Raw genomic sequence first — 21,433 nt, forward strand, 5'->3', positions numbered from 1 at the left:
TACCGCTCGTCCGGGCCCGTCCGCCGCTCGTTACCGCGGCTGGATGTGGGCGACGATATAGGCCAGACCGGACTCGTCGTCGGTGACGATCGAGGCGAGCACGCGGACCGGTAACGCGGATCCGTCTGCGTGCAGGTAACGCTTGTCGACCGACACCCGCCGCACGGTCCCGTCGAGGAGATCCTGGGTGTTGGCGACATCGGCGCCACGATCGTCCGGGTGGGTGAGCTCGGAGACCCGCGAGCCGAGGATCTGGCTGCGGGTGTACCCCAGCAACTCGGCCAGTGCGTGGTTGACGTCGAGGAAGGTCCCGTCGAGCCGGTTGATCGCCATGCCGATCGGCGCACCGTCGAAGGCCTCACGGAACTTCGCCTCGCTCTCGGTCACCGCACGTTGTGCCTCCACCGCGGCCGTGACGTCGCGGGCGATCAGCAGGATGTCGCCGCCGTCCCGGCTGACCGACTGTGCCTTGGAATCGAGCCAACGGTGGGAGCCGTCCTTGTGGCGCAGCTTGTACTGGCCGTTGCCGAGTTCGCCCGGCGCAGCGCTGCCCGGCCCGGCGCTGCCCGGCGCTGGTTGGCTCAGCTGCGAGGACTCCAGAAAATCGGCCACCGACTGACCGATCGCCTCACTCGGCGCGTAGCCGAGCATCGCCTTGGCCGAGGCCGAGATGTAGCGGATCGTGTAGTCGGACGTGGCGACGATGATCAGCTCCTCGGTACCGCCGAGGACGAGCTTGGGTTCGATCGACTCGTCGACGCGCACCTGCCCGAGGCGGTTGCCCAGTCGCGCGAGCAGCGCGTGCGAGGCTGGTTCCGGCTTTCCGAACAACCAGCCCTGGGCACTGTCGGCGCCCATCGCGATCAGCTGCCGGGCTTGCTCCTCGTCCTCGACCCCTTCGGCGCACACGCGCAGGCCCAGGCTGTGGGCGGTGTCGATGATGAGGCGTACGAGCACCGCGTCCAGCGCGTCGGCGGTGATCCGGTCGACGAAGGAGCGGTCGATCTTGACGATGTCGAAAGGCAACCGGCGCAGCATCGTGATGGACGAATGCCCGGTGCCGTAGTCGTCGAGTGCGAGCCGAACCCCGAGAGCCTTGAGGCCCTTCAGCCGCTGCGCGCACTGTTCGAGGTTCGCGATCGCGGCGGTCTCGGTCACCTCCAGGCAGAGCCGATCCGGTCGCAGACCTGACACCGCGAGAGCGTGCCGGACGTCCTCGACGACGGTGGCGTCATCCAACTGAACGGCCGAGAGGTTCACTGTGACGGTAGGGAGTCTGCCGTCGACATCGGCGAGCCAGCCGGTGGCTTCCAGGCAGGCCCGCAGCATGACCCAGCGCCCCAGCCGACCGATCAGCCCCTCCGCCTCGGCCACGGCGATGAACTCATCAGGAGGCACGATGCCGAGCTCGGCGTCGGTCCAGCGGGCCAGGGCTTCGGCACCGATGACGCGGGTGGACGGAAGCTCGACCAGAGGCTGGTAACTGACGGTCAGCTCGTCGCAGTCCAGAGCTCTGCGCAGCCGCGCCGCCATGACGTCGCGGGCGGAGGGCAGGGCGAAGCGGTTGAAGCCGATCGCCGGGGCCGCTGGACCTGGTGGCCACGGCGACTCCTCACCCGCGGGTCCTGGCAAGGCCGAGCGTTCGGGCTCAGGCCTGGCTGTTGCTGGATTTGACACCGACAAACCTTTCGATCACCGCTTCGGATCGGCAGGTTCAGAAGCTTCCTGAATCTCTGGACGTTCATTCAACCATCCAGCGGGCGCAATGGCCGGACGCGCGGTCTCGGAGGCGATCTGGTTGCGGCCGGAATCCTTCGCCCGGTACAGCTGGCGATCCGCGGCGTAGACAGCCTCGGTGTAGGTGTCGTGGACGTCGGGGCTGAGCCCGATGCTCACCGTCACGGTCAGCCCCGGCGCAATCGTCGACCACTCCTCGTCCTGCACGCGGCGTCGAAGTCGCTCGCAGATCCGCCACGCGGTGTCGGTGTCGACGTCGAGCATCGCCACCAGGAACTCCTCGCCGCCGTAGCGGGCGATCAGGTCATCGGGACGGCACACCGCGCGCAGCAGCTCGGCGATACGCACCAGGACCCGGTCGCCGGAGGGGTGCCCGAGCGAATCGTTGACCTGCTTGAAGTGATCGAGATCCAGCAGCGCGATCCAGAGCGAACTCTTCTGTGAATGTGCCTGCTGGTGCATGGCGGGCAGCGCCAGGTCCAGGTAGCGGCGGTTGGCCAGCCCGGTGAGCGCGTCGGTCTGAGCGTGGCGCTCCAAGGTCGCCGTCTGCTCCAGCAAGGCCTGCTTGTCCTGCAGCAGCCGCTCGTTTCGGGCGAGCGCGTCGGCGGCCTCGTTGCGGGCCTGTTCGAGCTGGGCCTGGTGGGCCAACAGCCGTGCCCGGGTCGAAGCGCGACCGTGACGAAGCTGTTTCTCGGCGTCGTGAAAGGAACGAAAGCACGCCAGCGCCTTGCGTAGTTCACCGTTGCGCTCGTAGAGGGCGGCGAGTTCCTCGAGGACGTCGACCTGTACCAGCAACTCGCCGAGTTCGACCGACTCGGCCAGCACGTCGGTGAGCAGTTCGATGGCGTCGTCCAACCGCCCCTGGTCCAGCAGCGCGGCGGGCATGTGCTGACGCGCCGACATCTGTAAGGGCCGGTAGTCGTGCTTGACCGCGAGTTCGTGGGACTTCTCCAGCGTCGCCAGGGCTTGCTCGGCGGCCCCGGACAGCTGCTGGATCGCGCCGAGATTGCCCAGGCTCAGGCACAGCTCGTAGCAGCGGTCCTGGATCTCGCAGTAGGTCACGGCCTCGGCGGCGTGCTCCAGCGACTCGGCCAGGACACCGGCGGCTTCGTCCTCGCGCCCCGCACCGCGAAGTTCGGGTACCAGCGACATCGCGTTGTTGACCAGGTTGGTGAGAATCGACCACCGGCCCTGCTTGTCGACCGCGTCGGAAAACGACAGTGCGTATTTCAACAGATCACGGGCCGACTCGTGCTCACCGAATGAGTCGTAGGCGAACCCGGTGCGGTTGTGTACCCAGAACAACAGTTCGCGATGGCGCAGGGCCTGGGCGATCGTGCGCGCCGAAGTGAGCAGCTCCATGGCTTCCTCACCCAGGCCCAGCCCGGTCAGCGCGAAAGCCTGAGCGATGGCCAGCTCGCACCAGATTTCATCGGCATCGTGTTCGCGCAAAAGCTCTCGGCCGTCCTCGCAGGCGGCAATGGCTTGTTCGAGGTCGCCGGACCAGGTGAGCAGGCGAGCACGTTCGCGCAGCACTCTGGCCTGACCAACGGCGTCACCGGCTGCCGCGGCGCGAGGTTCGGCGAGGTCGCACAGACTCAGGCCGGAACGGAAGTCGCCGCGACCGGCCGCTTCGTGGATCTCCGACATCAGCGTCGCCAGATCCGCGCCAAAGAGTGGCTGGTCCCCGACCGCTGCCATTCGCACATCCTCCCGTTTCGTCAGTTATCGGCGGCCGAGCCTACGAGCTGAGCCATTTCTCAGGCCTGCTGGCGTGAGTATGCAGCCTCACGGCTCCTTGCCGCTCGCCGGGCTCACAGCAAACGGGCAGGAAACCTTCAGCCAGTCCGGAGTGTCACCGTCTTTTCTGTAGCAATGGAAACACTGGCGCCCGCCCCCGCGCAGGCCGATTGGACAACTGCTTTCGCAGACGCCGTCGGCGGCCGAGCTGAGGCTGCGACGGACCGGGGCGATGCCGGCCTCATCGGTGAAACCGCCGCCGGGCCGGGCCGACGCCATGCCGCGCACTGGCGCTGGACCGCGGCTCGGCGCCGAGCGCCGGCCTGGCTCACGCCGTTGGCCGCCGTGCTACTCGGCCTGTCCGCCCTGATCAGTGTGCGGGCCGCCGACCCGGACGGCGGCAGCGACCTGTGGGCACTCCTGCAGAGCGCCGGCTCACACCTGCTCCGGTGGCGCTGGCAGTTCACCGCTGTGGTGGCGGCCCTGGCGGCACTGCACTACGCAGCCACCGCTGTCGCGGCCCGTGCCGCGGCGGGTCTGCGGTTGCCGCTGGCCGAGACGATGTTGGTGCAGCTGGCGGCATCGGCCGCCAACCGCATCAGCGCGGCGGGGCTGGGCGGCTCGGCGACCAATGCTCGCTACTTCAGCCGCCGGGGCCTTCCGGCCGCCGGGGCCCTCGGCGCCGTCGCTGCCCTCGGCGTGCTGGGCGCCGTCGCCGACATCGCTGTGCTGGGCCTGCTCGTGCTCGTCGGACCATCGCTCGGGCTGGCGGGCGCCGCCAACGAGATCGGCGTCCTGGCCGCCACCGCGTCGGGCGCGATCAGCCCGCTGCACTCGCGCTGGACATGGCTCGTCGTTGCCGCGATCGCTGGGGGTGCGGTGCTCACCCGGGCCGTGTGGGGACCTCGGATTGCCGGCGTCGCCCGGCGGTCATGGTCGCCGGTCAGCGATCTGTTGCACTCGCCCGCGCGCTTGAGCCTGTTGCTGGCGGCATCAGGGGCAACCACGCTCATTTTGGCCTTCGCCTTCGCGGCCAGCGTGGCGATGATTCCGGGTTCCTCGTCCACAGCGGGGCTCGGGGCGCTGTTGGTCGGCTTCATGTTCGGGGCGGCCGCCGGCAACGCGGTGCCCCTCCCGGCCGGCGTCGGCTCTACCGAAGCCGCTCTGGTCGCGGTGCTGATGACTGCCGGCAGCCCCGCCGGGCCAGCCGTCCAGGTGGTCATCGCCTATCGGATCCTGACGTTCTGGCTGCCGCCCGCGGCAGGCTTGCTCGCTCTGCGCCGGCTGCGTCGCCGCGGCGCGCTGTAGCCGATCACCGATGGCCGGGCGTGGTTCAAACCGAATTCTTGCCCGCTTGCGCGACGATGCTGCTATGACCGACCGGGTGCTGGTAGCCGAGGACGACCGAGCGATTCGCGAGTCCATCACCCGAGCCCTGCGTCTGGAGGGTTACGAGGTGGACGCGGTGGCCGACGGGGCGGCCGCCCTGGTCCGCGCGGCGGAGGCGGATCTGCTCCTGCTCGATGTCATGATGCCCGGCGTCGACGGGCTGACGGTGTGCAAGGTCCTGCGCGGACAAGGCAACGACGTCCCGATCTTGATCGTGACGGCGCGCACCGAGACCGCCGACCGGGTCTCCGGCCTCGACGCCGGCGCCGACGACTATGTGCTCAAGCCGTTCGAGCTCGTGGAGTTGCTCGCCCGGATGCGCGCGCTGCTGCGCCGCAGTGCCTCCTCGCGCGCCGCGTTGGCGGCTCCGGGCACCGAACTCGCGGTGGCCGACCTGCGGTTGGATCTGGCCTCACGCCGGGCCTGGCGTGGGTCGCGGGAGATCGGCTTGTCGCGCACGGAGTTCGATCTGCTCGAGCTGCTGATGCGCAACGAGGGCGTCGTGCTCGCCCACGCCACCATCTACGAACGCATCTGGAGCTATGACTTCGGGCCGGAATCGAAGAACCTGACGGTCTACATCAGTTACCTGCGGCGCAAGGTCGACGCGGAGGAATCGGTGAAGCTGATCCATACCGTTCGTGGCGTCGGCTACACGGTGCGTGTGCCGTGACCCTGCGGACCAAGGTCACCGTTGCCCTGATCGTGTTGTCGGCGCTGGCAACGGCCGCGATCGGGACACTGTCCTACCTCTCGACGGCCGACCGGCTGCGTAGCGAGATCGACACGTCCCTGCGCGACGTCGCGTCCTACGCCGTGGCCCAGACCGGTGGTGGAGGTCATGACCGTGCGCCCGACGGGCATGCCGCGGTGCAGTTGCAGACCGTCCTCGTCCAGCAGATCAGCGCCGACGGCTCGGTCCTGAGCGCGCCGGGCGGACTGGCGGTGCCGGTGACCGCGACCGATACAGCGGTGGCGTCAGGGCGTACCGGTGATGTCTACCGCGATGTGACGATCGCCGGACGTCCGTACCGGATGCTCACGGTGCCCGGCGAGCACGGTGCGGTGCAGGTGCTCAGACCGCTGGCCGAAAGCCGCGGGGTGCTCTCGGCGCTGCGACTGCGCATCCTCATAGCCGCAGTGGCAGTCATCCTCGGGGCGGCGATCTGCGGGTGGCTGGTCTCTCGCCAGATCACCCGTCGTCTGCGCGAGCTCGCGGCCGCGGCCGGGCTCGTCGGACAGACCGGCAACCTCGACGTCACCATCGAGGCGGGCGGAAACGATGAGACCGGCCAGGTCGCTCGGGCATTCAACCGGATGCTGGCTGCCCTTGACCGGTCGCAACTGGCTCAACGGCGGTTGGTGCAGGACGCCGGTCACGAACTGCGGACCCCGCTGACGAGTCTGCGGACCAACCTGGATGTCCTGGCCCGCCATCCCGGCCTGGACGCCGACCAGCAACGCTCGATCGTCTCGGATCTGCAAGGGGAAACTCGCGAGTTGACATCCCTGGTCAACGAGCTGGTCGAGCTCAGCCTCGGCGGTGCCGGGCAGGCGAAGCCGCAGTACCTGACGGTGGCGGAGGTGGTCGGGCCGGTCATCGAACGCGCCCGCCGCCGCAGTGGACGCGCGATCACCGTGCGGGCCGACGAGTCCGTGGTCTTCGCGGTACCCGGCCAGCTGGAACGTGCGCTGGCGAACCTGCTCGACAACGCGATCAAGTTCAGCCCCGACGGGTCGGCGGTCGAGGTGAGCGTGGACCGGGGGCGCATCTCCGTACGCGACCACGGACCCGGTCTCGACGTCGCCGACGTGCCCAGGGTGTTCGACCGGTTCTATCGCTCGGACCGCGCTCGTCAACTGCCCGGGTCCGGACTCGGCCTGTCGATGGTTCTGGACCTGGCCCAGCGGGCGGGAGGAAGCGTGTTCGCCGCCAACCATCCCGATGGTGGCGCCGACGTCGGGCTGTGGCTGCCGCCGGCGCCCACACTCCAACCCGGCTTTAACCCTTCCTGAACCGAGGCCTTGTCTGCCTGCCGCACTCTGGTCATTGACCGGGTCGCAGCCGCGGCTAACCGGCACGAACAAGGAGTGTTGATGAACCCCGAATGGACCCCGCCGCCGGCACCGTCGTCGGCGTACCCGCAGACGCCGCGCCGCAAGCGCGGCCTGATCGCCGCAGCCGGCCTGGTCGGTGTGGGAGCCGTGGCCGGCGCCATCATCGGCGCGACCGCGCTGTCGAACGCCGCAACGCCGAGCACCAGCCCCTCGTCCTCCAGCTCGTCCAGCTCGTCCTCCGGTTCGACGTCGAGCACCAGCGAGGCCACCGAGCATCACGGCGGCGGACTGGACCTGTCCGGCACCGTAACCGCCGTCGGCTCGTCCTCGGTCACGATCAAGACCTCGACCGGGACCGTGCAGTACGCGGTCTCCTCGAGCAGTGACATCGACAAGAACGGCGAGTCGAGCCTGAGCAAGCTCGTGGTCGGTGACGCGGTGACCTTCAGCGTGGACACCGTGAACAACGTCAAGACGATCGACAAGCTGCACAGCGGCACCGAGAGTCTGAACCGTCCGACCGGCGGCAAGGACAACGCCGGCGGCTGATCGTTCGATCGCTCCCTGACAGTGGCCTCCACCGCGAGTGTGCGGTGGAGGCCACTGTGATGTGCGTCGGCGGCACGTCTGATGTGCGGCGGCGGCGCGCCTACGCCGAGGGGGCCCTCACCTCGGCGAGGGGGAGTTCGATCAGAAAGCACGCGCCGTGGTCACTGCGCACCGAAACCGTCCCGCCGTGCCCGGCCACGAGTGCTGCCACGATCGACAGCCCGAGACCGGTTCCCCCGTCGTTGCGGGAGCGCGACCGGTCGGTGCGATAGAACCGCTCGAAGATGTGCGCGGCGTCGTGCTCGCTCAGCCCTGGTCCGTCGTCGGCGACGGCGAGGATCACCCTTGCGCCAGCGGGCATATCGCCGTCGGCATCGGGGCTGGCGGCGGCGGTGGCCGGTACCGTGGACAAGGAAACCGTGATCGCCGTTCCGGCTGGAGTGTGCTGAACGGCGTTGCCCAACAGGTTGGCCAGGATCTGCCGCAATCGGGGCTCGTCGCCGGTGACGATCGGCGGCGGGTCGGTAGCGCCGAGCTCGAGCCGGACGATATGAGCGGGGTTGACCGCCTGGGCGTCGTGCACGGCGTCGGCGGCAAGCGCCAGCAGGTCGACCGGCGTGCGGGCCAGCGGACGCTGCTGGTCCAGCCTCGCCAGCATGAGCAGGTCCTCCACGAGCAGACCCATCCGTTTGGCCTCGTCCTCGATGCGCCCCATCAGCCGCTGCACCTCGGGCGGCGACGGTGCGGCGCCCTGCCGGTACAGCTCGGCGAAGCCCCGGATGGACGTCAGGGGAGTGCGCAGCTCGTGGCTTGCGTCGGCGACAAACCTCCGCATCCGCTGCTCGGATTCGCGCGCCGCTGCCTCCGAGGCGCGCATCTGCTGCTCGGAACGCCGGGCCGAGGCGGCCGAGGCCTCGCGTGCGGCGAACGCCGTCTCGATTTCCGTGAGCATGGTGTTCAGGGCCGCAGACAACTGGCCGACCTCGGTCGCCGGGTGAGCCGTCGGCACGCGCCGGGCCAGATCACCCGCGGCGATCGCAGCGGCGGTGTGTTCGACCTGGCGCAACGGCCGCAGGCTCGCCCGCACGATCAGGTACCCGACGCCGGCCACGATCACGACCGCCACGGCACCGATCATGGCCAGCAGGACCGACAACCGGTCGATCGTCTGCTGCACGTCACCGAGGCTTTGCGCCACGAGCAACGTGCCCTGGCTGCCGTCGGTGAGAGTGACGGGCCGAATCAGAACCTGCCACTGCCCGCTGCCGGTGACGGCTCCGGTGGAGAAGGTCTGGCTACCACGCGCGGCACTGTGGGCACCGGTCAGCCGGGGCAGTTCGGGCAGCGGTTCGCTCGGGTCGATCAGATCGCTGGTCGGGCCGTAGGTGATCGCCCCTTTGCTGTCGGTCACTTCGAGCACGAACGCGCTGGGCAGTCGATGATGATCGCCGCCGGAGTCGTTGCCGTTCTGCTGGGACGCGCTCGTGCCGGCGGCCGAGCCCGCTATCGGCAGGTCCGCCGATGGGTGCTGGGCCACGGCCCGCAGTTGGGAGTCGACGCGTCCGAGCAGGTAGGACCGCATCGTGGTCACACCAACCGCACCGGAACCCACCAACGTCAGCGTCACCAGGAGCAACACCGTCGCGATCAGCTTGACCCGCAAGGGCATCCGGGCGAGCGCACCGGGGACGGGCGTTCGCCGCGGGAGGCCGGCTTCGGGGGCGGCGACCCGGGTCGGTGTCACTACCGGGGGACTCGCAGGACATAGCCCACCCCGCGAAGGGTCTGCAGCAGCCTGGGTTCGCTCGTGTCGACCTTGCGCCGAAGGTAGGACACGTAGGACTCGACGACGTTCGCCTCACCACCGAAGTCGTAGTTCCAGACGTGGTCGAGAATCTGGGCCTTGCTCAACACGCGGCCGGGGTTCTCCATGAAATACCGCAGCAGATTGAACTCGGTCGGGGACAAGCTGACGTGATCGCCGTCCTTGAAGACCTCGTGGGTCTCGTCGTCGAGTTCGATGTCGGCAAAGCACAGCCGTGCCGAGGGCTGATTCGCGGTCCCGATCGCGCTGCGACGCAGGATCACCCGGATGCGGGCGAGTACTTCATCGAGGCTGAATGGTTTGGTGACGTAGTCGTCGCCGCCGATGGTCAGGCCGGTCACCTTGTCCTCGGTGGAATCGCGCGCGGTCAGGAAGAGGACCGGGCAGCGCAGACCTTCTGAGCCCATCCGGCGGACGACCTCGAAGCCGTCGAGCCCCGGGATCATGACGTCGAGAATCACCACGTCCGGACGTTGTTCCCGGGCCAGGCGAAGGGCTTGGAAGCCGTCGGTCGCCGTCGACACCTCGAAGCCGGCAAAGCGCAGGCTCGCCGAGAGGAGCTCCACGATATTCGCGTCGTCCTCTACGACCAGCAGTCGCGCCTCCGGAGGCCGTTCGGTGCTCGAGTTGCTCACCGGGGCGCTCCGGAGCCTGGGTATCTGCCGCAACGGCACACTGTGTCCACCCGGCCAGTGTCCTGCACGGCGGACTCGGACACCTGAACGTGGCCTGGGAGTTTCCTGTACAGCCCACCGACCGCCACCGACTGGCGGCGGGTCCCGAAACCGCCGGCCGGGGCCGCTGGCAGGAAACATGCAGGCAGACGGCAGCGACGTCCCAGGTCCGGACGGGACAACGGATGGATGAGCACGTCGAGAACGCTTCCCGGTCCACCTGCTCACCAGCAGCCAGCTCACCCGCAGCCCGGTCGCCCGAGTGCCGCGCACGCTGCCCGGCGCCGGCGCGCCCCGAGCAGGGTTCTCCTGCCGTTGCTGGCGGGTCTGACCGCGTTGTGGCTGGGACTGACCGCACCGGCCACGTCTCCGGTCGCCCCGGCGCAGCCGGTGGTGGCGCCCTCCGTGCTACCGGCCGCACCGCCTGCCACCATCCTCGGTGGACGGTGAGTCGCCATGACCGACCTGCTGCCTGACCTCGGCCGACGTCCCGTGCCCCTGCCGGCCGCGCAGTCGGCCGGGCAGTCGAGCGCCCAGTCGCCCGCGCAGTCAACCGCCCAAACGACTGGCATGCCTGCCGGGCGGCCGACGCTGTCACCGCGGCGGACGGGTGTGCGCCCGGACGACCTGCTCACCGTCCTGGCCGCCGGTGCGGCGGCCGTCACGGGCTGGCCGATCTGGCTGGCCCTGCGCGGGCCGCAACCAGTGCAGGCGATGGTCGTGCTTGCTCACGTCTGCGGGATGCTGGCCGGCTACGGAGTGGTCGTCCTGGTCGGCCTGATGTCGCGGACGCCCGCCCTGGAGCGCGGCGTCGGCGCCGATCGCCTCGCACGCTGGCACAGCCGCGCGGGCCGCGGTGTCGTGCTGGCCATCCTCGTGCACGCGTGGGCGGCCGTGATGGTCTGGCGTAACTCACGCGCCGAGAGTTTCTGGCCGGCCGCCTGGCATGTGCTCAGGCTGCCGGGCCTGATCGCCGCCACGGTCGCGACCGCGTTGTTCCTTCTGGTTGCCGTTCTGTCCGTGCGGGCCGCCCGCCGCCGCGTCTCCCACGAGGCCTGGCACACCGTTCACCTGCTTGTGTATGTCGCGGTGGCGCTGGGGTTTCTGCACCAACTGGGAGGCCCGGACCTGGCCGGTCACCGCATCCTGCAGGTGGCCTGGGCGCTGCTCTACACCTCGGTGTTCACGCTTGTCGCTCAACACCGCCTGTTGACGCCCCTGCGTAACGCGACCCGGCACCGGCTGCGGGTGCAGTCGGTCGTTCAGCAAGCGCCGGGGGTGGTCTCCGTAGTCGTCGAAGGCGTGGACCTGCAGCTGTTGCAGGCGGAGTCCGGGCAGTTTTTCCGCTGGCGCTTTCTCACCCCGGACCTGTGGAAGACAGCGCACCCGTTCTCCCTGTCGGCCGCGCCGACCTCGACCCAGCTGCGGTTGACGGTCAAGGCGCTCGGGGATGGCAGTACGGCGCTTCAGCGCCTGGAGCCGGGGACCTGGGTGCTGGCCGAAGGACCGTACGGTGCGATCACCGCCGCGCGCCGGACGAGGCGCCACGTGCTGCTGCTGGCTGCCGGCGTCGGGATCACGCCGATGCGGGCCCTCTTCGAAACGATGCCCCTGGCGCCCGGACAGGACCTGCTGCTGCTCTATCGCGCCCGTAGCCGGGCCGAGGTGATCTTCGGTCCGGAGCTGGAGGCCCTCGCGGCGCGATCGGGCGCGCGGGTCCATTACCTGCTCGGGGACCAGATCGGTCCGCTGTCGGCGGAGCTGTTCGGTCACCTCGTCCCTGACCTGCCCGAGCGGGACGTCTACCTGTGCGGGCCACCGGGCTTTTCGGCCACTGTGAGGCGCTCGCTCAAGGCGGCCGGACTGCCGGCGGATCAGCTGCACGAGGAACGGTTCGACTTCTGAGCGACTCTCCCGGCTCGGCCGACCCGTCCGGGCGAGGTTGATTGCCCGGCCCGCACGCTCGGGACGGACATGGCGTCCACATGTTCGACACGGCAGCATGGTCTGCGATGACGGAGATCCTGCTGGTCGAGGACGACGAGGTGATCGGCCGGGCGGTGCACGGTGCCCTGGTCGCGCAGGGCTATGAGGTCTGCTGGGTGACCGATGGCGCTTCAGCCCTGCGCTCAGCCGAGCAGGAACCGGACCTGGTGCTGCTCGACCTGGGGCTGCCGGATCTCGACGGTGTTGCGGTGTGCCGGCACGTCCGGGACCGCTGCCCGAGCGCGGTGATCGTCATCGTCACCGCCCGTGATGCGGAGATCGACGTCGTACTCGGCTTGGAGGCCGGTGCCGACGACTATCTGCTCAAGCCCGTCCGGCTGGCCGAGCTACTGGCCCGGGTCCGTGCTCATCTTCGCCGTTCCACTCCGGCCCCGTCGCACTCGACGGTGCGTCGGGTCGGCGGCTTGCGGGTGGACGTCGACGCGCGCCGAGCGTGGATCGCCGATCGCGAACTGTCCCTGCGCGCAAAGGAGTTCGACCTGCTTGCCCGGCTCGCTGCCGATCCTGGTCAGGTGGTGTCGCGGGAGACTCTGATGGCAGAGGTGTGGGACGAGAACTGGTTCGGTTCGACGAAGACGTTGGATGTCCACATCGCGGCGCTGCGCCGGCATCTGGCCGGCTGTTCGGCTGACGCGCCCACCGTAGTCACGTTGCGTGGCCGCGGTTATCGACTGCAGAGCGAGCCGGAGCAGGCCTGAGCACCCGAGGCATTCCGCCTCAGAGCCGTCGAAGCTGGGCGACTGCTGGTCGTCGACTCATCCGGCTGCTGACGCCGGTGACCACGACGAGGGCAGCGAGGGTGAGCAGCCCGGTGGTGACCAGGTAGGTCCACGGCACCGCCAGCACCGAGGGCGGCGGATCGAACACGCCGGTCAGCACCGTGACCAGCATGTGGGACAACACCCATCCGGTGACGACGCTGCCCAGTGTCCCGACGACGACGAGCACCAACGCCTCACTGGCGATGAAGGAACGCAGCTGGCGTGGCCGCGCGCCCAGCGCACTGAGGATGGCCAGATTGCGCCGGCGTTCAGCGATGCTCAGGCCTAGCACGAGTCCGGCGGCGGCGACCGCGATGGTCAGCGCGAAGCCCAGTTCTACGCGGCTCAGCCCCGCCAGGTCCACCGAGGTGAGGCTCGACCCCACCTGCTTGCGCACCGTGGTGATGTCGGTGACGGTGGCTGAGGTGCCCAGGCTCTGCTGTACGCGCTTGGCGACCGCGTGCTGGTTGTGACCACCGGTGTCGAGCAGGAAGGTGCCCGTCGCGTTGCTTGCGGTCTTGGCCGCGACGTATTGCGCGTTCGCCACGAAGAAGCTGTCCTTCGGTGCGGTCGGGAATTCGGACACGACGCCCACGTAGTGGAAGGCAACGGCGATACGTTGCTGCGTCCGGCTGTCGATGAGACGCAGGTTCACCGTGTCACCCAGGGCGAGCTGGTAATCCTTGACCGTTTCGGCCGAGACCAGGATCGAATCCGGCCGTGTGGCCAGCGTGTTCATCAGGGCGGCGGCGGTCCCGCCGCTGAAGTAGGAGTCCTGCAGGGCGGTTGCCTGGCGGATGCTGGCGGGGTTGACTCCGTACAGATCCTGCAGGTCGGTCCCGACATAGGCGAAGCGGTGCTGAACCGCCTCGACGTGCCGTACCCCGGCAATCGCCGCCAGGGACGTCGCCGCCTGCGGTCCGCCGGCGCTGCCCGGCGGTTCGGTCACGGTCACGTCGGCCCCGTTGGTCAGCTGCGCATCGGCTTCGGCCTGCGCGCGATACGTCTGGTTGAACGTGGCCGTCGACACCGCGAACGTCAAGGCCAGCGCGAGCACGACCCCGCCGCGGATGAGCGGTCGGCGTTGCCGGGACATGCCGGCGGCCACAGCCGGCGCGACCGACCCGGCCAGCGGGCGCAGGACCCGCGACAGCAACCGGCGCCCGCGTCCGAGCGCGAGATCGCTCAGTCGCCAGAGCAGAACGCCCGCCCCGAGCCAGAGCAGGGCCGGGCCCGCGAAAGCCCAGTACGAGACCGAGATAGTAGGTACGCCCTCCGGTGCAAGCACCAATTGGTAGCCGTTCCTGCTGGTGGCGGTGAAAACCAGCCCGGCACCGATCAGCGCGAGCACATCGACTCCGCCGCGCGCCCACCACGGGTAGCGCGTCGCGCCGATCACCGCACGCCCGGCATTGACCGTGACCGCGCGGGCATCGCGGCGGGCCGGAAGCAGGATGGCGGTCGCGGCGATGATCAGGCCGGCGGCCGTGGCGATCGCCGTCCAGACGAGGGCCTGCCCGGTGTCGGTCCCGAAGCTTGCCGACCCGAAGGCGATCCGTCCGACCGCGGCGGCAGCAGCGAGGCCGAGGGCGCAGCCGGCAACGGCGATGACGGCGACCTCCAGCAGGAGCAGGGCGAACAGTTGCCGCTCGCTGGCGCCGCGTACCCGCAGCAGGGATTGCTCCCTTCGTCGCCGGACCGCACCCGCCGAGGCCACGGTCGAGGTGAGCAGGCCCGCCAGGACCGCACCGGGTATGCCGAGGAAGAGGAACAGAACCTGAGCGTAGGCGGCATCGCCGCGGGCGGCGGCCAGCGCGGCGCCGAGATTGTCGCCGACCTGCGCGGCGCCGGCAGTGGAGGCTTCCAGGTTGTGGGCAGCGCCGGTGGTCGTCGAATAGGCGGCCGCCGGGTCATGCGGCAACCGGTCGTGCAGGCGGGCCGCGTGCACCTGGGTGCTGACCAGGTCCGGCCGCGTGGCGCTGAGCGGATCGAAGACCCGATGCCACAGGTCCTGCGGTAACAGCATCACGTTGTCAGGTGGTGCGGTGGGCTGCGCGCCGACGGGTGCGCCGACGGTCTGGAACAACGAGTCGGCCTGCGGCAGGTCGACCACGCCGGCGACCGTGACCGCTACCGCTCGCAGGCCGGCGCGGCCGATGAGCACCCGGTCGCCCGGCGCGGCGTGCAAATTGCTCGCGGTCTGCTGAGCCAGCAGAACCCCGTCCCCGGCGCCGGTGAGGGTGCGTAACTCGCCCGGAAACGTGGCCGCGTACTGCGCCGGAAGCCCCAGCACGACGCCTGGGCCGGTGCGTTGGGTGCTTCCCGCCGTGCTGGCGGTCAGCCCATCGGTGTGGCCGTAGCCGACCGGTAGCGCAACCCTGGTTCCACTCGCGTTCCGGACGGCGGTGGCCACCGCATTCGCGTCCGCGCCCCGCTGTACCTGGACCTGCCAGTCGACGGCCACCGAGCGCACCGCCCGGCTGGTCATGGTCGCCTTGGAGTGGGCCAGGAACGTGCCGAGACTGGCCAGCAACGCGACGGCGACAGCAATCCCGACCGCGCTGGACAACAAGCGCAGAGGCTGCCGACGTAGCAGGCCCAGCAGCCAGGTCGCAAGCATCCTGCTCTGCGTGATCGCGGTCATTGTGCGCCTCCGAAGGTCCCGCTGTTGCCGAGCAGTACGCCGTCGGACATCGTCCAGCGCTGCTCGAGCCGGGCGGAGATGACCGGATCATGGGTGGAGATCACCAACGCGGCGCCGAGCGCGTCGCACGCCTGGAGGAGAACGTCCAGCACGAGGGCCGCGGTGGCGTGGTCCAGTTGGCCGGTCGGCTCGTCGGCCAACATCAGCCGGGGTTGGCTGACGAGTGCTCGTGCGATCGCGACCCGCTGGGCCTGACCGCCCGAGATCTGCTCAGGAAGGCTCGTCGCCAAGCCGGAGATTCCCAGCAGCCGCAGGGATTCCATCGCCGCGGGCAACGACGTTTTTGTGCTCGCGCCGGCCAGTTGAAGGGGCAGCGCCACGTTCTCGGCGACGGACAGGGCAGGAAGCAGGCTCGGTCCTTGGAAGACCATGCCGACCCGTCCCGGCTCCGCCAATGGATGACCGCCCAGGGCAGGCCAGTGGATCGTGCCGCCGGTGGCACTGTCCAACCCGGCAAACAGATGAAGCAGGGTTGTCTTGCCGGACCCGGAAGGTCCGGTGAGGGCGACCCGGGCGCCGAGCTCGATGGTGGCGCTGACGTCGTGGACGGCAACGACCGATCGGCTGCCGCTGCCGTACGTCCGGGACAGGTTTTCGCAGTGCACAACGGGCTGGTTGGCGCGGTCGGCCGCGACCCATTCGGGTACCCGCGTGGGGGAGGGCGCCTCACGCATCTGGAGTGACCTTTCCATCGACGAGGTGGACGACGCGATCGGCTGCCGCCGCGACAGCCGGGCTGTGACTGGCGACCACGATGGCAAGGCCCACGGCCGCTCGAACCGACAGCAGTTGCAGCACCTGAGCTTCCGTAACGTGGTCGAGTTCGCCGGTCGGTTCATCGGCGAGTAGTACGGCGGGATCGTTGGCCAGGGCCACCGCCAGGCCGGCTCGGGCCAGTTCGCCCCCGGACAGCTCGTCCGGTCGAGCATGCGCCCGGGTCGCCAGGCCCAGCGAAGCGATCAGTTCGGACGCGTCCACCGGGCGCGAGGCGCCAAGCAGCCGTTGCGCGAGCACGACGTTCTGGGTGACGGTGAGATGGTCGAACAAGTTGGAGGACTGCAACAGCAGTCCGATCGATTCGGCCCGGGCACGCGCCCGACGCGGCTCGGACTGGTGGCTCAGGCGGGAACCGTTGACCAGGACCGAACCGCCGTCGGGCTCGTCCAGGCCGGCCAGACAAGACAGCAGCGTCGACTTGCCGGACCCGGACGGGCCGGCCACGACCACGAATTCGCCCGCGGCCACCGTGAGACTTACGCCCTTGAGCGCAAGGGTTTCCTCATCTCCAGCACGAAAGAATCGGTACAGCGTCGTCGCGTTCAGAGCAGCGACCTGATCGGTTCCACTCGCCGGAGCTGAGGTCGGAGTGCTGAGCATGCTCATGGTTAGAGCCACCGCAGCGAGTCGGTCACGATCCGCCACGGGTCGACATTGTCCGAGCCGACCGGCGCCGACAGCGTGAGGATGACCTCCTGACCGGCTCGGAAGAACGCGTACCGCTCGACAGCCTCCACGGCGTACTTGCCGGTCACCTGGTTGGGGAGCGAATTGGCCTGATAGGTCGCCAGCACCGCCCGTCCCGCTTTTCGATCGACGGTCGTGACGTGTCCCGCGAGGTAACCCTTGCTGGCAGCGGCTATCGCCGGAAGGTCATCGGCGCTCACCGACGCGCTGGTCGGGGCGGACTGCATCTTCTTCGTCTGGATGCGGATGCTGTTGTACTTGTCGCTGAACAGCGCCGCGCCCGCGTCGCTGGTCTGCGCCCAGCCCTCGGGCACGTTCACCGAGAACCGAGCCGTAGCGTCGCGGTAGGTCACGAAGGCCTGGTTGTCAGGGATGTCGCCGGCGGGGTTGGATTCCTTCGCAGCCGGTGCCGTTGAAGTATTTCCGCCGGCCGGGCTCGATCCCGCAGCGGATGCCGACCCCGCCGTTGATCCGGAGATTCCCGCGGTCGGCGCAGCGGTCTTGGCGTTCGAGCCGCAGCCCGCGACGAGGGCCGCAGAAACCGCGATCGTCAGGGCCGTCGCACATACCGTCCCGAGCCGGTGTCCGCGGCCGCAGTTCAGTCGCTTCATCAGGTGCCTCCGTAGCTTCCCGCGCGCAAACACGCGCCAATCCCGCAACGAACCCGACGCTAAGGGGGCCTCGGCCAGCGGAGGGCACGGGCAGGGTTAACGGAGGGCAAAACCTGCACGGTGGCCGCGGATGCGGTGACGTCGGATGCCAGACTCGACTGACCCGGCTCGGCTCGGCTCGGCTTGACCCAACCGAAGGGAGGACGCGCATGCGCAAACGGATCACGACGCTGGTCGTGCTCGCGTGCACTGTCGCGGTGCTCCTGTTCGCGGTGCCGCTGTCCATCGTGGCTTCGCGTTATCTCGCCGGCGATGAGCGAAGCGAGCTGCAGCGGGCGGCAGCAACCGCCGCCGTGGCGCTGTCCGGTGATCTCAAAGCAGCCGGTGTCGCGCAGACAGCCGGACTCGAACCGCAGGCGCAGTGGGCCGTCTATGACCCGTCCGGTCATCGGCTTGCCGGAAACGGGACGCCTGCGATGGGCACCGTCGGCCGGGCGGCTCTCAGCGGCCGGACGGGCACCGGCGTCGAGGCGGATCGAATCGTTGCCGGCGCGCCGATTTCCGACGGTGACACCGTGACCGCGGCCGTCACGGTTTCGGTTCCGCGCAGCGAGCTTCGTCATCGAATCGCGACTGCCTGGGCCGAGATGGCGGCCACGGCGCTGCTTGCGGTTCTCCTGTCGGCGTTCGCCGCTCGTCGCTACAGCCGACGCTTGTCGACACCGCTGGAGGAGCTGGCCGCGGTCGCCGAGGCGATGGGCAGCGGCCAGCGAGGCGCCCGTGCGACGGCATCGGACATCGGTGAACTCGACACCCTCGCGCGGACGCTCAACGACAGCGCCGATGCGCTGTACACGACGATCGAACGGGAGCGGCGGTTCGTAGCCGATGCCTCGCATCAATTGCGTACACCACTGGCGCGATTGCGGATCCAACTGGAGTCTGCGCTCCTCGATCAGGATGGCGATCCGCGCGAACGGTTGACCGGTGCGCTGACGGCGACCGACCACCTACAGCAGACGATCGAAACGCTTCTGGCCGCGGCCCGGGATCACCCGGTCGCGGCGAGTGCTGATCTCGCATCGGGCCTGGCCCGCCTGCGCTCGCGCTGGGTGGGGGTGCTCGCGGCCGACAACCGCCCGCTCCGGGTTGACGTCACCGAACTGGAGGACGGCCGCGTTCGATGCTCGGACGGTGCGCTCGACCAGATTCTCGACATCCTTCTCGACAACGCCCACCAGCACGGGACGGGCCCGGTCACGGTGACGGCGCGGTCAGCCATGAGTGCCGTAGCCGTTGACGTGAGCAACCCCGCCCCGGCGGTGACGAGCGCACCCGACGAGCTGTTCACGCGTCGTAGTGCCGCGGCCGCGGGCCACGGGATCGGATTGTCACTGGCCCGCAGCCTGGCCGAGGCCGATGGGGGCCGGTTGACCCTGACGAGCACGTCCCCGCCCACTTTCACCCTCTTGCTGCCGACGGTTCCGCACGTCGCCTGAGCCACATCCTCCTGTGTGGCTGCGGGTCATCGGCTGCAAGGCCGGCAACGAGCCCTACGACGAGCCCTACGACGGGGCGTGCCCAGGCCTGCAACGAGGCCTGCAACGAGGCCTGCAACGAGGCCTGCAACGCGCTGCGCCCCGGACGGACGTCATTGGGGCGTCTGCTGTCCTGCCGGCGGTCCGACGACGATGGTGTTGCCGAGAATAGGGGCCTGGTCGAACAGGTAATAGGCCGTTTGGAGCGCGTAGAGCCCCAGCATGACGGGGGGTGACCACAGGCCGATCACGGTGATCACCGGGTAGACAGCCAAGCCGAGTCCGAACCGCTGCAGAGCCCGCCGGCTCTGCGTGCGATCGACCGGGAAGATGATCAGGCCGGCGTGGATCATGCGGTGCAGCATGAGGGTGAACGCGATCGCCATCAGCTCGCTGACCGCGCCGTACAGAGTGACGGCAAGCCGCGCGTCCGCGCCGCCGACGCGGAGGTAGTCGGCAAGCACGGATGTCGCGAACGGCATCGTGGTGACAGCCAGCAGGAGTAACAAGTTGTAGAACAGCAGCGTTCGGTCGACGTTGTCCACCAGCATCATGAGCGAATGGTGGTTGACCCAGATCACGCCGATGACAAAGAACGTCACGACGTAGGCCGCGTACGTCGGCCACTGATCACGGAGCTGGCGCGCGAGGCTGCCGTGACCGTCGACGTAGACGTGCAGGTCAAGGACGAGAAGGGTGATGGCCACGGCGATCACTCCGTCGCTGAAGGCCTCGCTCCGAGCTTTGCCCGACTGTCGCATGCGCTCATGATCCACTGTGGATGGCCAGATCAGCATGCCGTGGGGCTCGCCAATGACTGAGGTCTCACATGCGAAAGAGCCCCAGAAACCTGGGGCTCTTCTAGTGTCCGAGGGGGGACTTGAACCCCCACGCCCGATAAAGGGCACTAGCACCTCAAGCTAGCGCGTCTGCCATTCCGCCACCCGGACGAGTGCGAAGCAAGAGTCTAGCCGACCGGCCGGCGTGCGCCGAACACTGGTAGGAATGACTCATGTCCGACGATGCGCGCAGCCCCTCCACCGAGTCTTCCGGCGCCCAACAGGAGGTCGTCAGCCTGCTGTCGGACCTGATCCGGATCAACACCTCCAATCCGACGCATCCGGAACGGCCCGCCGCCGAATGGGTGGCCGAGAAGCTGGACGAAGTCGGCATCGAGTCCCAGATCATCGAAGCCGCCCCGGGCCGTGCGTCCACGATCGCCCGCATCTCGGGCAGCAATCCGGACCGCCCCCCGCTGCTCATCCACGGCCATCTCGACGTGGTGCCCGCGGAGAAGTCCGAATGGTCCGTCGACCCGTTCGGGGGCGAGGTCAAGGACGGCTACGTCTGGGGGCGCGGCGCAGTCGACATGAAGGACATGGACGCGATGACCCTGGCCGTGATCAGGGACTGGGCGCGCACCGGCACCCGCCCGGACCGCGACATCGTGCTCGCATTCGTCTCCGACGAGGAAGCCGGCGGCCGGGAAGGTGCGCATCACCTCGTCGAGCACCACGCCGACCTCTTCGCCGACTGCGCCGAAGCGATCTCAGAGGTCGGCGGGTTCTCCGTGACGGTCAACGACGATCTGCGCATGTATCTCGTGCAGACCGCCGAGAAGGGCATCGGCTGGCTCCGACTGCGGGCCCAGGCCCAGCCCGGTCACGGCTCGATGGTGCACGGTACGAACGCGGTGGTGGAGCTGGCCCAGGCCGTCACCCGCATCGGTGAGTACCAGTTCCCGCTTCGACTGACGCCCACGGTCAGGACCTTTCTCGAGGAACTCGCCGAGGTCACCGGGCTGCCGATCGACCCCGACAATCCCGAGGCGGCACTGCCGCACCTGGGCGCGATGGCCCGCATGATCGGTGCCACCCTGCGCAACACCGCAAACCCGACGATGCTGCAGGCGGGGTACAAGGCCAACGTGATCCCGTCCACGGCCGAAGCCACGATCGACACCCGGTTCCTGCCCGGGTACGAGGACGAATTGTTCGACACGATCGACTCGTTGCTCGGCGACTACGTGACGCGCGAGATGATCGTTCACGACATCGCGGTGGAGACGGACTTCAGCGGAGCCATCGTCGACGAGATGGCCAAGGCGATCAGTGCCGAGGACGCCAAAGGCCGGCTGATGCCGTACATGATGTCCGGCGGGACGGACGCGAAATCCTTTTCGCTGCTGGGCATTCGCAACTTCGGGTTCGCGCCGCTGTTGCTGCCGCCGGACCTGGATTTCAGCTCGTTGTTCCACGGCATCGACGAGCGGGTCCCGGTCGACGGCCTGCACTTCGGGGTACGGGTGCTCGACCGGTTCCTCCGCGCCGTCTGAGCGGCCCGACCGGGATCAGGCCCGACTCCCGCCTCACCGGC

18 protein-coding genes and 1 tRNA gene are annotated in these 21,433 nt (G+C 69.0%); 9 read left to right on the forward strand and 10 right to left on the reverse strand.

The window, feature by feature from the left end; all coding sequences use genetic code 11:
* Positions 1-30: 30 nt before the first annotated feature.
* On the reverse strand, positions 31-1,677 hold the full coding sequence (locus M6D93_RS09810) for a sensor domain-containing phosphodiesterase (RefSeq protein WP_249774173.1): 1,647 nt from the start codon (positions 1,675-1,677) through the stop codon (positions 31-33).
* A gap of 15 nt (positions 1,678-1,692) precedes the next feature.
* A complete protein-coding gene (locus M6D93_RS09815) occupies positions 1,693-3,438 on the reverse strand; it encodes a tetratricopeptide repeat-containing diguanylate cyclase (protein ID WP_249768941.1) in 1,746 nt (581 codons plus the stop codon).
* 174 nt (positions 3,439-3,612) lie between these two features.
* Here M6D93_RS09815 and M6D93_RS09820 point away from each other — a divergent pair, with 174 nt between their 5' ends.
* The 4 genes from M6D93_RS09820 (at position 3,613) to M6D93_RS09835 (ending at position 7,473) form a co-directional block, all read left to right on the forward strand.
* The gene (locus tag M6D93_RS09820) at positions 3,613-4,785 is read left to right on the forward strand and encodes a lysylphosphatidylglycerol synthase transmembrane domain-containing protein (protein ID WP_249768943.1); all 1,173 of its coding nucleotides are present in this window, start codon (positions 3,613-3,615) and stop codon (positions 4,783-4,785) included.
* A gap of 64 nt (positions 4,786-4,849) precedes the next feature.
* Entirely contained in the window at positions 4,850-5,539 is a 690-nt protein-coding gene (locus tag M6D93_RS09825; protein ID WP_249768945.1) for a response regulator transcription factor, read from the forward strand.
* Complete coding sequence (locus M6D93_RS09830) at positions 5,536-6,882, forward strand: HAMP domain-containing sensor histidine kinase (RefSeq protein ID WP_249768946.1); 1,347 nt, start codon at positions 5,536-5,538, stop codon at positions 6,880-6,882. Before M6D93_RS09825 ends, M6D93_RS09830 begins: the two co-directional genes overlap by 4 nt.
* Positions 6,883-6,963: 81 nt before the next feature.
* Positions 6,964-7,473 carry a hypothetical protein gene (locus M6D93_RS09835; protein ID WP_249768948.1) on the forward strand — a complete coding sequence of 170 codons (510 nt, stop codon included), beginning with the start codon at positions 6,964-6,966 and terminating at the stop codon, positions 7,471-7,473.
* A gap of 100 nt (positions 7,474-7,573) precedes the next feature.
* On the opposite strand, the gene M6D93_RS09840 is transcribed toward M6D93_RS09835, so the two are convergent.
* The gene (locus M6D93_RS09840; protein WP_249768950.1) at positions 7,574-9,217 is read right to left on the reverse strand and encodes a sensor histidine kinase; all 1,644 of its coding nucleotides are present in this window, start codon (positions 9,215-9,217) and stop codon (positions 7,574-7,576) included.
* Entirely contained in the window at positions 9,217-9,933 is a 717-nt protein-coding gene (locus tag M6D93_RS09845) for a response regulator transcription factor (protein WP_249768951.1), read from the reverse strand. The genes M6D93_RS09840 and M6D93_RS09845 overlap by 1 nt, the downstream gene beginning before the upstream one ends.
* A 228-nt stretch (positions 9,934-10,161) precedes the next feature.
* Between M6D93_RS09845 and M6D93_RS09850 the strand changes: the two genes are divergently transcribed.
* The 3 genes from M6D93_RS09850 to M6D93_RS09860 all read left to right on the forward strand — a co-directional run bounded on the left by M6D93_RS09850 (position 10,162) and on the right by M6D93_RS09860 (position 12,677).
* Positions 10,162-10,422 carry a hypothetical protein gene (locus tag M6D93_RS09850; protein ID WP_249768952.1) on the forward strand — a complete coding sequence of 87 codons (261 nt, stop codon included), beginning with the start codon at positions 10,162-10,164 and terminating at the stop codon, positions 10,420-10,422.
* Between the two features lie 6 nt (positions 10,423-10,428).
* Positions 10,429-11,877, forward strand: a complete 1,449-nt coding sequence (locus tag M6D93_RS09855; protein ID WP_249768953.1) for a ferredoxin reductase family protein — start codon at positions 10,429-10,431, stop codon at positions 11,875-11,877.
* A gap of 107 nt (positions 11,878-11,984) precedes the next feature.
* Positions 11,985-12,677, forward strand: coding sequence for a response regulator transcription factor (locus tag M6D93_RS09860; protein WP_249768954.1), 693 nt, complete (start codon positions 11,985-11,987; stop codon positions 12,675-12,677).
* Positions 12,678-12,696: 19 nt separating this feature from the next.
* On the opposite strand, the gene M6D93_RS09865 is transcribed toward M6D93_RS09860, so the two are convergent.
* Genes M6D93_RS09865 through M6D93_RS09880 form a run of 4 tightly spaced genes read right to left on the reverse strand, consistent with a single transcriptional unit; the run spans position 12,697 to position 17,519 of the window.
* Complete coding sequence (locus tag M6D93_RS09865) at positions 12,697-15,360, reverse strand: ABC transporter permease (protein WP_347343605.1); 2,664 nt, start codon at positions 15,358-15,360, stop codon at positions 12,697-12,699.
* Positions 15,361-15,380: 20 nt separating this feature from the next.
* On the reverse strand, positions 15,381-16,118 hold the full coding sequence (locus M6D93_RS09870; RefSeq protein ID WP_249768956.1) for an ABC transporter ATP-binding protein: 738 nt from the start codon (positions 16,116-16,118) through the stop codon (positions 15,381-15,383).
* Positions 16,111-16,827 carry an ABC transporter ATP-binding protein gene (locus M6D93_RS09875; RefSeq protein WP_249768957.1) on the reverse strand — a complete coding sequence of 239 codons (717 nt, stop codon included), beginning with the start codon at positions 16,825-16,827 and terminating at the stop codon, positions 16,111-16,113. Before M6D93_RS09875 ends, M6D93_RS09870 begins: the two co-directional genes overlap by 8 nt.
* 2 nt (positions 16,828-16,829) lie before the next feature.
* Positions 16,830-17,519 (reverse strand): hypothetical protein, encoded by a 690-nt coding sequence (locus M6D93_RS09880; RefSeq protein ID WP_249768958.1) that lies wholly within the window; start codon positions 17,517-17,519, stop codon positions 16,830-16,832.
* Positions 17,520-17,728: 209 nt separating this feature from the next.
* Here M6D93_RS09880 and M6D93_RS09885 point away from each other — a divergent pair, with 209 nt between their 5' ends.
* On the forward strand, positions 17,729-19,018 hold the full coding sequence (locus M6D93_RS09885) for a sensor histidine kinase (RefSeq protein WP_249768959.1): 1,290 nt from the start codon (positions 17,729-17,731) through the stop codon (positions 19,016-19,018).
* Positions 19,019-19,170: 152 nt separating this feature from the next.
* Here the strand turns inward: M6D93_RS09885 and M6D93_RS09890 are convergent, their stop codons facing one another.
* Positions 19,171-19,818, reverse strand: coding sequence for a TMEM175 family protein (locus M6D93_RS09890; protein WP_249768961.1), 648 nt, complete (start codon positions 19,816-19,818; stop codon positions 19,171-19,173).
* A 104-nt stretch (positions 19,819-19,922) separates the two neighbouring features.
* Positions 19,923-20,007 (reverse strand) — tRNA-Leu (locus M6D93_RS09895).
* Positions 20,008-20,069: 62 nt separating this feature from the next.
* On the opposite strand from M6D93_RS09895, the gene M6D93_RS09900 reads away from it, so the two are divergent.
* Positions 20,070-21,392, forward strand: coding sequence for a M20/M25/M40 family metallo-hydrolase (locus M6D93_RS09900; protein WP_249768963.1), 1,323 nt, complete (start codon positions 20,070-20,072; stop codon positions 21,390-21,392).
* Positions 21,393-21,433 lie beyond the last annotated feature (41 nt).

Origin of the sequence: Jatrophihabitans telluris, assembly GCF_023516435.1 — a bacterium.
Classification (GTDB): Bacteria; Actinomycetota; Actinomycetes; order Mycobacteriales; family Jatrophihabitantaceae; genus Jatrophihabitans_A; species Jatrophihabitans_A telluris.

Excerpts from the sequence above, each read along its gene's own strand:
- M6D93_RS09875 (WP_249768957.1), bottom strand. The coding sequence starts at position 16,827 with ATGAGCATGCTCAGCACTCCGACCTCAGCTCCGGCGAGTGGAACCGAT.
- M6D93_RS09835 (WP_249768948.1), top strand. The coding sequence starts at position 6,964 with ATGAACCCCGAATGGACCCCGCCGCCGGCACCGTCGTCGGCGTACCCG.
- M6D93_RS09825 (WP_249768945.1), top strand. The coding sequence starts at position 4,850 with ATGACCGACCGGGTGCTGGTAGCCGAGGACGACCGAGCGATTCGCGAG.
- M6D93_RS09820 (WP_249768943.1), top strand. The coding sequence starts at position 3,613 with ATGGAAACACTGGCGCCCGCCCCCGCGCAGGCCGATTGGACAACTGCT.
- M6D93_RS09855 (WP_249768953.1), top strand. The coding sequence starts at position 10,429 with ATGACCGACCTGCTGCCTGACCTCGGCCGACGTCCCGTGCCCCTGCCG.
- M6D93_RS09890 (WP_249768961.1), bottom strand. The coding sequence starts at position 19,818 with ATGCGACAGTCGGGCAAAGCTCGGAGCGAGGCCTTCAGCGACGGAGTG.
- M6D93_RS09900 (WP_249768963.1), top strand. The coding sequence starts at position 20,070 with ATGTCCGACGATGCGCGCAGCCCCTCCACCGAGTCTTCCGGCGCCCAA.
- M6D93_RS09860 (WP_249768954.1), top strand. The coding sequence starts at position 11,985 with ATGACGGAGATCCTGCTGGTCGAGGACGACGAGGTGATCGGCCGGGCG.
- M6D93_RS09880 (WP_249768958.1), bottom strand. The coding sequence starts at position 17,519 with ATGAAGCGACTGAACTGCGGCCGCGGACACCGGCTCGGGACGGTATGT.
- M6D93_RS09850 (WP_249768952.1), top strand. The coding sequence starts at position 10,162 with ATGAGCACGTCGAGAACGCTTCCCGGTCCACCTGCTCACCAGCAGCCA.
- M6D93_RS09885 (WP_249768959.1), top strand. The coding sequence starts at position 17,729 with ATGCGCAAACGGATCACGACGCTGGTCGTGCTCGCGTGCACTGTCGCG.
- M6D93_RS09815 (WP_249768941.1), bottom strand. The coding sequence starts at position 3,438 with ATGGCAGCGGTCGGGGACCAGCCACTCTTTGGCGCGGATCTGGCGACG.
- M6D93_RS09865 (WP_347343605.1), bottom strand. The coding sequence starts at position 15,360 with ATGCTTGCGACCTGGCTGCTGGGCCTGCTACGTCGGCAGCCTCTGCGC.
- M6D93_RS09870 (WP_249768956.1), bottom strand. The coding sequence starts at position 16,118 with ATGCGTGAGGCGCCCTCCCCCACGCGGGTACCCGAATGGGTCGCGGCC.